The organism is Streptomyces sp. NBC_01481, assembly GCF_026339995.1.
Classification (GTDB): Bacteria; Actinomycetota; Actinomycetes; order Streptomycetales; family Streptomycetaceae; genus Streptomyces.
Genome location: NZ_JAPEPT010000001.1, coordinates 2,117,112 through 2,129,701, shown reverse-complemented (window position 1 = coordinate 2,129,701; position 12,590 = coordinate 2,117,112). Strand labels below are relative to the sequence as shown.

Here is a 12,590-nt window from a genome sequence, read left to right as displayed (position 1 = left end):
CGTGACCACCGACCCTGATCATTTAGTGGTCGTCGAGGAGTTCGCCGAGTTACGCCGCTGCCTCGACGTCGGCCTCGCCCGTATCGACGGGCATCTGGCACTGCTCGCACAGCGCAACGACCAGATCGACCGCGATCTCACCGATCTGGCCGCGCGCGTCGGGGCACTCGAGCACGCCAGGTGGCCGCTGCCCGCCGTGGCCGCGCTGACCGCGCTCGGAGCGCTGGCGGTGGCGGTCTGGCAGGCGCTCGGCCAGTAGCAGGCAGCCGGGGCACGCCGTCCGGGGCGATCCGCCGGGGCCGGCCGTCCGAGACCGTCAGCCGAGCCGCAGATGGTGGAGCATCAGCAGCCCGGCCGCCATGTTGGCGGCCGGGACCTCACCCCGGGCGATCATGTCCGGGACCAGCTTGAGCGGTATCCACTCGCGGCGCGAGGACTCGAAGTCGTCCTCGGGGTGCCCGATGTACGTCGCATCCTCGGACCAGTAGAGATGGTGCCGGGCGTCGGTGAGGCCGTTGGACGGCTCGACGGTCATCAGGTGCTGGAGGGGGCCCGGGCGCCAGCCCGTCTCCTCCTCCATCTCCCGGGCGGCCGCGGCCTCGATGTCCTCGCCGTCCTCGACGACCCCCGCGGCGAGCTCCCAGCCCCAGCTGTTGGTGATGAAGCGGTGCCGCCAGAGCATCAGCACCTCGTTGGCCCGGTTGACCGCGGTCGCGACGGCGACCGGGCGGAGCCGAATGAGGAAGTGGTCCAGGTGCCGGCCGTCGGGGAGTACGACGTCTGCCAGGTTGACCCTGAACCAGCGGTTTTCATACACAGTTTGTTCGCTTAAGTTCGTCCACTGCACTTTTCTGCCACCTTCCGACAAGTAGATGGCAATATCGCAGCAGGAGCTAGGTCAGAGGGGAACTCGCAGTGCCCCGTCGATGAGTTCGGCCGCCTCGTCCGCGTTGGTGCAACCGCTCGCCACGAGATGCTCCCGCACCGCGCGCAACCGGTCCCTCAGACGCTGCGACTCCATCCCCCTCGCCCGCTCCACCATCTCCGCGGCCGTGTTCGCCGCCCGGTCCACCTCGCCCTGGCGCAGCTCGATCTGGCTGAGCATGGCGAGCCGGTGGACCCGGCCGCGGTCGTGCGCGGGGGTGTCGACGGCGGCCGTGGCGTGCTCGCGCGCGGCCGGGAGATCACCGAGACTCAGCAGGGCCTCCGCGACCTGGACGTTCACCAGGCCCGGCTGGACATAGCCCGTCTCGTCCGGCTCATACCCCGGACGGATCCGTTCCGCCTCCAGCTCGGCCCGCCGGATACACCGCAGCGCGCTGCTGCCGTCACCGAGATGCGCGTACGCCTTGGCCTGCATCGCGTACAGATCGGCGGCCAGCGCCGGGGTGATTTGCTGCCCGGCCGCCCGCAGGGCCGCCTCCGCGAAGGCCACCGCCTGCCGGTGCTCGGCCATGAACAGCGACTGGTTGACCAGCAGCGCGATGACGTACGCGCCAAGTCCCCTGTCCCCGCTGGCCTTTGCCAGCCGCAGCGCCTGATGGAAGTAGCGCTGGGCGAGACCGTGTGCGTCGGAGTCGTACGCGCAGATACCGGCCACCGCCACCAGACCGCCCGTCGCCCGGTGCAGTTGGCGGCCCAGCTCGTCGCTGTAGCCGCCCCGCAGCAGCGGCGCGGTCTCGGCGTTGAGAAAGCCGACGATGCGGGCACGGGTCGCTATGCCGCCCGCCTTGCGGTACATCAGCTCGTAGTGTGCCCGTGCGGCCCGCAGCATCTTGATGTCGGCCATGCTGACGCGGGTCTGCCCGGAGCGCGAGACGTCGGAGTCCTCCGGCGGGTTTTCCCACTCCCATACGGGCATCACGGCGGGGGTGCCGGTGACGGCGGGCGCCTCGATGATGTGCGGCCGCTGCTGTTCGTCGCAGCGCCACAGTGCGGTGGCGCGCTCCACGAAGCCGCACAGCGGCGAGCCGGGCGGTGTGACCAGCTCGCCGGGCCCGCCGAGACCGATGTCGCCGAGCGTTATGGCCCGGTGCAGCCGGCCAGCGAGGACCTCACAGATCAGGTCGGGCACCTGGCCGCGCGGACGCTGGCCCTTCAACCAGCGTGCCACGGCCGTGTGTTCGTAGCGCAGCGACAGGCCTCGTGCCCGGCCCGCCTGATTGACGCGGGCGGCGAGGCCCGCGTTGGAGATACCCGCCTCGTCGAGCAGGGCGTCGAGCAGTGTGTTGGGCTGCATGGGGCAACTCCGGTGGCTCGGTGGCCTCAGCGTAGTGGAGGGGGATTCGCACGGGGTGTGAACCAAGTGCCCCGATCTGTGCCTCGCGCGCTCTGCCGCCGTACCGCACACCCCGGTTGACTGAAATGCCTCTCACAGAGGCGGCCGGGCCGCCGGCTCCCCCTCGTACAGTGCGGCGGCCCTCGATCGCGTCGTCTGCCCTGCTGATCTGCCCGACACTCCGCGGCAGGGCGGGCGGCGCCGGCCGCACGGCAATCCCTTGGTTGCCGAAGCTGCACATGGCTGCAGGTGACGGCTAGCGATTGGAGGGTTCCGGCCGGGTACGGCGCAGTGTGGCGTCCCCGCACTGCGCCGGCACCCGGGAGCGGTCATTGCGCAGCACCAGCAGCGCCACATCGTCGGCGAGCCGCCCACGCGTGTGCCGCAGCAACTGCGAGTGAACGGTGGTGATCACGGCGGCGGGCGAGACCGGCGAGCCGAGCGCCGCCTCGGCGAGCACGGCTTCCAGAGCGAAGAACTTCCCCGACGCGTCACGGGCGTCCGCCGCCCCGTCCGTGTGCAGGAACAGCGCCTCACCGGGAAGCAGCCGCGCACACCGGTGCACGGGCAGCTCGGCGGGCAGCGGAAACAGGCCAACGGGTGGCAGCGGATCCACACAGGCGAGCGGCGACACCCCGTGGCAGCCGAACCGATAGGGCCAGGGGTGACCGCAGTTGAGAGCCACCAGGCTGCCGTCGGGACCGATCTCCAGCAGCAGTACGGTGACGAACTCCTCCGCGGACGGGCAGTCGGGCTCACCTCCGCCGGCCGCCGGATGCTCGTCCCTGCCACGCTCCCGCAGATGCCGCTGGACCGCCCGGTCCAACCGGCGAAGCACACCGCCCAGTTCGGGCTCGTCGTGGGCGGCCTCCCGAAAGCTGCCGAGCACCGCGGCGACCGCTCCTATCGCGGCCAGGCCATGCCCCCGCACATCGCCGATGACGATCCGTACGCCGTACTCCGTGGCCACTGCCTCGTACAGATCACCGCCGACCGCGGCGCCGCGGCTCACCGAAAGCTGCCCGGCGGCGAGCGCCAGACCGTCCAGGCGCGGTGGCAGCGGCCGCAGCAGCACCCGCTGTGCGGCATGGGCGACTTCGCGCACCCGTCTGAGCTCGCGGCTCAGCTCCCGGTGGATGCCCAGCACAAAACCGGTGCCCACGGCGAAGAAGACGACAGCGGTGACGATCCGCCGGACAAGACTCTCCGGCTGGTCCGGCGGCCAGGCGACCCTCCAGATCAGGGCGGCGCCGCCCCACGCGGCGGGAAGCAGCAGAGGCAGCAGTCGTCTGATCCGTGAGCCGCCGGCGTGCGCTGCCTTCGCCCGCCGCGGGGTCCGCAAGGGACCCCCAGACCTGAAACGGATCATGCGGATGGTCCCCTCGTAGGCCCTCCGGCGCGCAGGCAGGCCCCCGCGGCCGCGTCGATTCTGTCGATCAATCGAGCCCCGCGGGAACGTCACCCCGCGTTCTCACCCGAATGAGTGAGGGGCTCACCCGGTGGTCCGGGTGAGCCCCTCATCAGGCGGTACGGCAGATCACACGCGGTCAGGCTCCGCGCAGGACCGCCCCGGTGCGCTCGGCGGCCAGCGCCACGGCGGCGTCACGGGCGGCCGATGCCTCCTCGACCGTGAGCGTCCGGTCCCCGGCACGGAACCGCAGCGCGTACGCCAGCGACTTCCTGCCCTCGCCGATCTGCTCACCGGTGAAGACGTCGAACAGCCGGATGGACTCGAGCAGTTCACCCGCGCCCTCCCTCAGCACCCGCTCGACCTCGGCGGCCGGAACCTTGTGGTCCACGACCAGCGCGACGTCCTGGGTCGCCACCGGGAAGGTGGAGATCCGCGGTGCCTGGAGGGCGCCCTGGGAGGAACGCTCCAACAGGTCCAGGTTCAGCTCCATCGCACAGCTGCGCGCGGGCAGATGCAGCGCCTTGACCACGCGCGGGTGAAGCTCACCGGCGTAACCGACGGTCTGCTCCACTCCGTCGATCACCACGGCCAGCTCGGCGCAGCGGCCCGGGTGCCACGGACCGTACTGCCCCTGGCGGACGATCAGTTCGGCCCCGGCCTCGCGGGCGACCGCGCGGGCGGACTCGACCGCGTCGGCCCAGTCGGCCGGGCGGCCCTTGCCCCACCAGCCGGCCTGCTCGCGGGCACCGGCGAGCACGACCGCGACATGGCGCGGCTGCACGGGCAGCACTCCGCTCAGACCGGCGATCTCCTCGTCGGTCGGACGGCGGTGGACCGGCAGCCGGACCGCGATGCCCTCCTCCTCGGGAGCCCGGAAGACCAGGCCGGTCTCGAAGAGCGCCAGGTCGTGGCTGCCGCGGCCGTCGTTGCGGCGCAGCGCGCCGAGCAGCCCGGGCAGCAGCGTCGTGCGCAGCGCGGGCTCCTCGTCGGAGAGCGGGTTGACCAGCTTGACCAGTCGGCGGCTCTCGTCGTCCGCCGGGATGTCGAGCTGGTCGAGGACCTGCTCGCCGATGAACGGGTAGTTCAGCGCCTCGACATAACCGGCACCGGCCAGCGCCCGGCCGACGCGGCGGTAGAGCCGCTGCCGTTCGGTGAGCCCGCGGCCCGAGGGGGGCTTGGGCAGCGTCGAGGGGAGGTTCTCGTACCCCTCGAGACGGATGACTTCCTCGGCCAGGTCGTTCGGCTCGGCGAGGTCGGGACGCCAGGACGGGACGGTGACGACCAGCTCGTCCTGTCCGTAGACGTCGCAGCCGACCTCCTGGAGGCGGCGTACGACGGTCTCGCGGCCGTAGCGGACACCCGCCACACGGTCGGGGTGGTCCGCCGGCATGGTGATCGTGCGGGGCGCGGACGGGGCGACGATCTCGGTGACCCCGGCCTCGGCGGTGGCGCCCGCGAGCAGCACCAGCAGGTCGACGGTCCGCTGGGCAGCGGCGGCCGCGGCCTGCGGGTCGACGCCGCGCTCGAAGCGCTTGGACGCCTCGGAGGCCAGCTTGTGCCGGCGCGCGGTACGGGCGATGGAGATCGCGTCGAAGTGCGCGGCCTCGATGACGACCCCGGTGGTGGCACCGGCTTCGTCGTCGTGGTCGGCGATCTCGGTGTTGGCGCCGCCCATGACGCCCGCGAGACCGATCGGCCCACGGTTGTCGGTGATCACCAGGTCCTCGGCGTCCAGCACCCGCTGGGCGCCGTCGAGGGTGGTGAGCTTCTCGCCGGGCTCGGCGCGGCGCACCCCGATCGGCCCGTCGAGACGGGCGCGGTCGTAGGCGTGCAGCGGCTGGCCGAGCTCCAGCATCACGTAGTTGGTGACGTCGACGGCGAGCGAGATCGGGCGCATTCCGGCCTTCTGCAGCCTGCGCTGCAGCCAGATCGGGGAGCGGGCCTCGGGCTCCAGGCCGACGACGGTGCGCGCGGTGAAGCGGTCGCAGCCGATGGGGTCGGCGACCTTCACCACATAGCCGTACGAGTTCGGGGCGGGGACGTCGAGGAGCGCCGGGTCGCGCAGCGGCAGGCCGTAGGCGATGGCGGTCTCGCGGGCGACTCCGCGCATCGAGAGGCAGTAGCCGCGGTCGGGCGTGACCGCGATGTCGAGGACCTCGTCGACCAGCTCGAGCAGCTCGATGGCGTCGGTGCCGACCTCGTACTCGGGCGGCAGCACGATGATGCCGCCGCTGCCGTCGTCGCCCATTCCGAGCTCGTCGCCGGAGCAGATCATGCCGTGCGAGGTCTTGCCGTACGTCTTGCGCGCGGCGATCGCGAAGTCGCCGGGCAGCACGGCGCCCGGCAGGACCACGACGACCTTGTCGCCGACGGAGAAGTTGCGCGCGCCGCAGACGATCTCCTGCGGGTCGCCGGTGCCGTTGGCCTGGCCGACGTCGACGGTGCAGAAGCGGATGGGCTTCTTGAACTCTGTCAGTTCCTCGATGGTGAGGACCTTGCCGACGACGAGGGGGCCTTTGAGCCCGCCGCCGAGCTGCTCGACGGTCTCGACCTCGAGGCCGGCGGCAACGAGCTTGGCCTGGACGTCACGGCCGGTCTCCGTGGCCGGCAGGTCGACGTACTCCCGCAGCCAAGAAAGCGGGACCCGCATCAGATCTCCATCCCGAACGGCCGGGTGAACCGGACGTCACCCTCGACCATGTCTCGCATGTCTTCGACGTTGTGGCGGAACATCAGCATCCGCTCGATGCCGAACCCGAAGGCGAATCCGCTGTACTTCTGGGGGTCGACGCCGCAGGCGATGAGCACCTTGGGGTTGACCATGCCGCAGCCGCCGAGCTCGATCCAGCCCTCGCTGCCGCAGGTGCGGCAGGGCCGGTCCGGGTTGCCGACGGACTCGCCACGGCACACGTAGCAGACCATGTCCATCTCGGCGGACGGCTCGGTGAAGGGGAAGAAGTTCGGGCGCAGCCGCGTCTTCATGTCCCGGCCGAAGAGCGCCTGGACCATGTGGTCCAGGGTGCCCTTGAGGTCGGCCATGGTCAGGCCCTCGTCGACGGCGAGCAGCTCGATCTGGTGGAAGACCGGGGTGTGCGTCGCGTCCAGCTCGTCGGTGCGGTACACGCGGCCCGGTACGACGACATAGACCGGCGGCTCGCGGTCGAGCAGCGTGCGGGCCTGCACCGGGGAGGTGTGCGTACGCAGCACGATGCCGGACTCGTCGTCGACGGTGCCCTTGGGGCCCTGGACGAAGAAGGTGTCCTGCATCTGCCGGGCCGGGTGGTCGGGCACGAAGTTCAGGGCGTCGAAGTTGAACCACTCCGCCTCGACCTCGGGGCCCTCGGCAACCTCGTATCCCATGGATACGAAGATGTCCTCGAGCCGTTCCATGAGCGTGGTCAGCGGGTGGCGGGCGCCGGCCGGGACACGGTCGTGGGGCAGCGTGACATCGACTGCCTCCTCGACGAGCACCCGGGCGTCGCGCTCGGCCTCGAGCTCGGCCTGGCGGGTGGCCAGCGCCTTGCTCACGGCGCCGCGGGCCTGGCCCACGCGCTTGCCGGCCTCGGCCTTGGCCTGCGGCGGCAGCGCGCCGATCTCCCGGTTGGCGAGCGCGAGCGGCGAGGCACCGCCGGTGTGCGCGACCTTCGCGTGGGCGAGCTCTTCGAGGTCGCCCGCTGCGGCGAAGGCGGCGAGCGCCTCGTCCCGCATGCGCTCGATCGCTTCCGGTTTCAGTGCCTCGACCTCAACAGGGTCGTACGACTTATTGGGTGCGGACATCTCTTCCCGTACTTCCGATGGGCTGGCTGGGGCCCCCGCTCGTCGACCTGGGACGGACCGAGGACGTAAAGGTGCCAAAGGCCGAGTCTAACGGGGTGTGGAGTGGCGAATGAGCCCGCGGGCCGCTCAGGCGAGATACGCAGGAGCGCCGACGGGCAGAATAAATCGGAACTCGGCGCCGCCGCCGGGTCCGCGGCCGACGGTGATCGTCCCGCCGTGCGCCTCGACGATGCCCTTGACGATGTAGAGGCCCAGGCCCGTGCCGCCGCGCTTGCTCCCCCGCCAGAAGCGGGTGAAGACGCGGCCCATCGACTCCTCGGGGATGCCGGGGCCTTCGTCGCTCACGGTGACGGCCGTACCCTTCTCGTCGTCCTTCGCCGCTGCCGGCGCCACCTCGATGGTGACCGTTCCGGCGCCGTGGCGCACCGCATTTTCCAGCAGGTTGCCGAGCACCTGGTCGATCTTGTCGGGGTCGGCCCACAGATCGGGCAGGCAGCGCTGGATGCGGACGAAGAAGCGGTCGGGGGACTGGCCGCTGGCTATGTGTGCCTGGATGTGGCGTCCGACGGCGGCGGCGATGTCGATGGGCTGGCGGCGTACTTCGAGCCGGCCGGAGTCGATACGGGAGATGTCGAGCAGCTCGGCGATGAGCCGGGTGACGCGGTTGGCGTCGGCGTCGACGGTCTCCAGCATGAGCCGCTTCTGGTCGTCGGTGAAGCGTTCCCACTTGGCCAGGAGCGTTGCCGTGAAGCCCTTGACGGAGGTGAGCGGCGAGCGCAGCTCATGGGCGACGGTGGCGATCAGCTCGGCGTGGCTGCGTTCGGTGCGGCGCCGGGCCTCGGTGCCGCGCAGGCTGATGACCAGGCGGCGTATCGGCCCGGTGGGGCGCTCGCGCACATAGCGCGCGGAGACGAGGACTTCACGGCCGCCGGGCAGCAGCAGATTGCGCTCGGGCTGGCCGACGCGGGTGGCGAGTCCGCCGTACGGATCGGTCAGCGTCCACCAGCGGCGGCCCTTGAGGTCCTCCAGCGGCAGCGCGGTCTCCAGCGGATGTCCGAGAGCGTCGGCTTTGGCGACGGCGGTGATCCTGACGGCCGCGTCGTTGAAGCAGATCACCCGGCCCCTCTCGTCGGCGACGACGAGTCCGTCGGGGAGGTCGTCGGGGTCGATGCCGAACACCTCGGGGGCGCCGGAACGGCACAGCAATGCCCCGTGTGTCTCCGCGGGCCTGCTCGTCCCGACAGCCATCCCCGTACCCCACCTCTCCGCCGGCGCAGTGGGCCCCCGAGCCCGTCACCCTACTAGCTGGAAGTGACGGAGCGGACCCCCTGAGCGAGTACTCGAGCTCAGCGAGCACTGCCTGCGCGCTGGGCGCGCGCCGAGGCATAGAGGCATACGGCTGCGGCGGTCGCGAGGTTCAGACTCTCGGCTTTTCCGTGGATGGGGACGCGTACGACGGCGTCGGCGAGCGCGCGGGTCTCCTCGGGGAGCCCCCAGGCCTCGTTGCCGAAGATCCACGCGGTGGGTCCGCCCATGGTGCCCGCGTCCAGCTCGTCGTCGAGGTCGTCCTGGCCCGCGCCGTCGGCGGCCAGTACGCGCACTCCGGCCTCGCGCAGTCCCCGCACCGCCTCTTCGACGGGGACGCCCACGGCGACGGGCAGATGGAAGTGGGAACCGACCGAGGCGCGTACGGACTTGGGGTTGTACAGGTCCACGGAGGCGTCGGTGAGGACGACGGCGTCGGCGCCGGCGGCGTCCGCACAGCGCAGCACGGTGCCCGCATTGCCGGGGTCGCGTACGTGCGCGAGTACGGCGACGAGCTTCGGCCGGGCCGCGAGGATCTCCTCGAAGGGAGAGTCGAGGAAACGGCACACGCCGACGAGACCCTGCGGGGTGACGGTCTGCGAGACCTCGGCGAGGACGGCGTCGGACGCGTAGTGCACCCGGGCTCCGGCGGCCCGGGCCGCATCCACGATGTCCGCGTACCGCTCGGCTGCCTCGACGGTGGTGAACAGCTCCACGAGGGTGGGCTCACCCCCGGGCCCGCGGTGCGCGACGGCCTCGCGCACGGCCTGCGGCCCCTCGGCGATGAACAGGCGCTCCTTGCTCCGGAAGGCACGCCTGGCCAGCCGCCGTGCGGCGGTGACGCGCGGGGATCGCGGGGAGATCAGCTCGGGAGTAGGCATGTGCCTGCGACTCTCTGACTCGGGTCCGGGGGTCCCGGACGCGCCTGCGGGGGTGGTTGGGTGGCGGCACCGATCGGGCCGTACCGGCGGGGTGCGGGTCATCCCGGACGCGGGGGCCGGAGTCGGTCCCTGGCCCGTACCTGTCGGCCGCCGGGACTCGCCCCGTGCGTCCCCGCGCAGGTCCGGCACCGCCGTCCGGCGATTCGCCCCCGACCGGGGGTCCGGATGGGACCCACCCGCCGGGGCGGACAGTCCCGGTACGGGCCGGCAGGCTCGAAGGGCGACCGGGCCGGGGCGCCGGAGCCGACTGGGCCCGTACCGCAAGCCGACCGGGGCGCAGGCCCGGCTGGAACGCCCCCGCCGGGGGGCGGGTCCAGAACGCAGCCGCCGGAGCGGGCAGTCCCGTACGGCCGACACGGGCCAGGGGCCCGGCTCGAACGCCCCCGCCGGGGCCGGTACCAGCCGGTCCGCACCCGCCGGGGGCGGCCGGTAGTCCCGTGCGGGCAACGCACACGTCCCAGGCGGCCTGCCGGCCGACCGGGGCGGGACGTCCGGCTCGATCGCCCCGCCGGGGGCGATACCTGCCGAACGCACCCGCCGGAGCGGGCGGCAGTCCCGTACGAGCCACGCGCAGGTCCCCGCGCGGCCCACAGGCCGACCGGGGCCGGGCGGCTCCGAGGCAAGGCCAAACACACCGGACCCGCAGGCCGAAGGCCTGCGGGTCCGGTCGGGTCGGCGCGGCCGTCAGGCCGCCGACGCGGCCTTCGGCGCGTTGACGTCGCTCGGCAGCGCCTTCTGCGCAACCTCGACCAGCGCAGCGAACGCGTTGGCGTCGTTGACCGCGAGCTCGGCCAGGATCTTGCGGTCCACCTCGATGTTGGCGGCCTTCAGACCCTGGATGAGGCGGTTGTACGTCATGCCGTTCTGGCGGGCAGCGGCATTGATGCGCTGGATCCACAGCTGACGGAAGTCGCCCTTGCGCTTCTTGCGGTCGTTGTAGTTGTAGACCAGGGAGTGGGTGACCTGCTCCTTGGCCTTGCGGTACAGGCGCGAACGCTGACCGCGGTAACCGCTGGCGGCCTCGAGAATTGCCCGGCGCTTCTTGTGGGCGTTGACTGCCCGCTTGACGCGTGCCACTTGTTAACTCCTTGTAGCGGGGCCGTGGTTGGACTCACACGGCCCGGAAACGAATTGGTCCCGGTCTCGGCGCGTGTCCCCGGGGACCGGGGACACGAACGTCACTTGCCGAGAAGCTTCTTGATGGTCTTCGAGTCACCCGGGGCCATCTCGGCGTTGCCGGTGAGGCGACGCGTCAGCTTGGACGACTTGTGCTCGAGCAGGTGGCGCTTGCCGGCGCGCTCACGGAGCACCTTGCCGGAGCCGGTGATCTTGAAGCGCTTCTTGGCACCGCTGTGCGTCTTGTTCTTCGGCATCGCGCCGTATCTCCTCGTCAGTGGCGCTCCCCCGGTGCGGACACCGGACTGCAGGAGCGTCAGATCTTGGTTTGTGGTTCCGGGCGGGACCCGGGGCGCCTGGATGGCCGCCCCTCAGGTCACGCCTCGGAAGTCTCGGCGGGTGCTTCGGCCGGAGCCTCGGCAGCCTCTTCCGAGGTCTCCTCGTTCGCGTAGCCCTGGCGCTCCGCCTTGCGGGCGGCCTGAGCCTCACGTGCCTCGGCCATGGCCTCGGTCTTCTTCTTGTGCGGGCCGAGAACCATGATCATGTTCCGGCCGTCCTGCTTGGGGTTCGACTCGATGAATCCGAGGTCCTCGACGTCGGAAGCGAGACGCTGCAGCAGGCGGAAGCCAAGCTCGGGGCGGGACTGCTCACGACCACGGAACATGATCGTGATCTTGACCTTGTCACCCTGCTTGAGGAACCGGACGACGTGACCCTTCTTGGTGTCATAGTCGTGCGGGTCGATCTTCGGCCGGAGCTTCATCTCCTTGATGACCGTGTGCGCCTGGTTCTTGCGCGCCTCACGGGCCTTCATGGCCGACTCGTACTTGAACTTCCCGTAGTCCATGAGCTTGCACACGGGCGGGCGGGCTGTCGCCGCCACCTCGACGAGGTCGAGGTCGTACTCCTGAGCAAGCTCAAGGGCCTTGGCAAGCGGAACAATCCCGACCTGCTCGCCGCTGGGACCGACAAGTCGCACTTCGGGAACGCGAATCCGGTCGTTGATGCGGGGCTCGGCGCTGATGGATCCTCCTCGGTAGCACCACACGGCTGGCTGGCAGGCAGCCGCGTAACGTCTGTTTTGTTGGACCAACCGCACCGGAACATCAAAAATGCCCCGGACGGGACACAGGCGGGAGCTCCTGGAATACCGGAACACCGCCGCGTGCAACCGCGGGGCTTATCGGGTGGCTCCATCGTCCGTACGGAACGATGGGCGCCGCCTGACCGGTGACCCGCCGTCCCGGAGGACAGTCAGGTGGGAGATCGGAGCCTCCACTTGTGGGCCGGGCACACACGTGTCCGGCCGGTCGTTACACAAGGTTAGCAGCTCTGGCCGGAACAGGCTAACCGGTGGCCGGGACCGGCCACCGGGCGGCGGGGCATATCGTGTGGGTCATGAGTGACGCGACCACACCCAATGAGTCCCCCGGCTTCGACGACATGACCCGCGACATCGCTGAGGTCCCCGCCGTCGAGGTCATCGTCACGGTCGCGGTGAACCTGATGAGCGCGGCGGCCGTGAAGCTCGGCCTGACCGAGGACGGCGCCGACCACAAGGACCTGGACGAGGCCCGGAAGCTGGTCCATGCGCTGGCCGGCCTGATGGACGCCAGCGCGACGGAGATCAGCTCCTTCCACGCGGCGCCACTGCGGGACGGGCTCAAGTCGCTGCAGCTGGCCTTCCGCGAGGCCTCGCTGGTCCCGGACGAGCCGGGCCAGGGTCCGGGCGAGAAGTACACGGGCCCGGTCTACGGCTAGT

12 protein-coding genes are annotated in these 12,590 nt (G+C 71.1%); 2 read left to right on the top strand and 10 right to left on the bottom strand.

Features of this window, described 5'->3' with window-relative positions; all coding sequences use genetic code 11:
• Position 1 precedes the first annotated feature (1 nt).
• Positions 2–259: a hypothetical protein gene (locus OOK40_RS09845; RefSeq protein ID WP_266478397.1), complete on the top strand. Its 258-nt coding sequence runs from the start codon at positions 2–4 to the stop codon at positions 257–259.
• A 57-nt stretch (positions 260–316) separates the two neighbouring features.
• Here OOK40_RS09845 and OOK40_RS09840 read toward each other — a convergent pair whose 3' ends face one another.
• The 10 genes from OOK40_RS09840 to infC all read right to left on the bottom strand — a co-directional run bounded on the left by OOK40_RS09840 (position 317) and on the right by infC (position 11,876).
• Entirely contained in the window at positions 317–847 is a 531-nt protein-coding gene (locus tag OOK40_RS09840; RefSeq protein ID WP_266478394.1) for an NUDIX hydrolase, read from the bottom strand.
• A 51-nt stretch (positions 848–898) separates the two neighbouring features.
• On the bottom strand, positions 899–2,239 hold the full coding sequence (locus tag OOK40_RS09835) for a transcriptional regulator (protein ID WP_266478391.1): 1,341 nt from the start codon (positions 2,237–2,239) through the stop codon (positions 899–901).
• Positions 2,240–2,534: 295 nt separating this feature from the next.
• Positions 2,535–3,647: a PP2C family protein-serine/threonine phosphatase gene (locus OOK40_RS09830; RefSeq protein WP_266478388.1), complete on the bottom strand. Its 1,113-nt coding sequence runs from the start codon at positions 3,645–3,647 to the stop codon at positions 2,535–2,537.
• A gap of 178 nt (positions 3,648–3,825) precedes the next feature.
• The gene (pheT, locus tag OOK40_RS09825) at positions 3,826–6,339 is read right to left on the bottom strand and encodes a phenylalanine--tRNA ligase subunit beta (protein WP_266478386.1); all 2,514 of its coding nucleotides are present in this window, start codon (positions 6,337–6,339) and stop codon (positions 3,826–3,828) included.
• Positions 6,339–7,466: a phenylalanine--tRNA ligase subunit alpha gene (gene pheS, locus OOK40_RS09820; protein WP_266478383.1), complete on the bottom strand. Its 1,128-nt coding sequence runs from the start codon at positions 7,464–7,466 to the stop codon at positions 6,339–6,341. The genes pheT and pheS overlap by 1 nt, the downstream gene beginning before the upstream one ends.
• A gap of 126 nt (positions 7,467–7,592) precedes the next feature.
• On the bottom strand, positions 7,593–8,714 hold the full coding sequence (locus OOK40_RS09815) for an ATP-binding protein (RefSeq protein WP_266478380.1): 1,122 nt from the start codon (positions 8,712–8,714) through the stop codon (positions 7,593–7,595).
• Positions 8,715–8,812: 98 nt separating this feature from the next.
• On the bottom strand, positions 8,813–9,652 hold the full coding sequence (locus OOK40_RS09810; protein WP_266478375.1) for an RNA methyltransferase: 840 nt from the start codon (positions 9,650–9,652) through the stop codon (positions 8,813–8,815).
• 744 nt (positions 9,653–10,396) lie between these two features.
• A complete protein-coding gene (rplT, locus tag OOK40_RS09805) occupies positions 10,397–10,789 on the bottom strand; it encodes a 50S ribosomal protein L20 (RefSeq protein WP_266478373.1) in 393 nt (130 codons plus the stop codon).
• Positions 10,790–10,890: 101 nt separating this feature from the next.
• On the bottom strand, positions 10,891–11,085 hold the full coding sequence (gene rpmI, locus OOK40_RS09800; protein ID WP_142216133.1) for a 50S ribosomal protein L35: 195 nt from the start codon (positions 11,083–11,085) through the stop codon (positions 10,891–10,893).
• A gap of 119 nt (positions 11,086–11,204) precedes the next feature.
• Positions 11,205–11,876, bottom strand: coding sequence for a translation initiation factor IF-3 (gene infC / locus OOK40_RS09795; RefSeq protein ID WP_266478369.1), 672 nt, complete (start codon positions 11,874–11,876; stop codon positions 11,205–11,207).
• A 350-nt stretch (positions 11,877–12,226) separates the two neighbouring features.
• Here infC and OOK40_RS09790 point away from each other — a divergent pair, with 350 nt between their 5' ends.
• A complete protein-coding gene (locus OOK40_RS09790) occupies positions 12,227–12,589 on the top strand; it encodes a DUF1844 domain-containing protein (protein WP_266478368.1) in 363 nt (120 codons plus the stop codon).
• The last annotated feature ends 1 nt before the right edge of the window (position 12,590 follow it).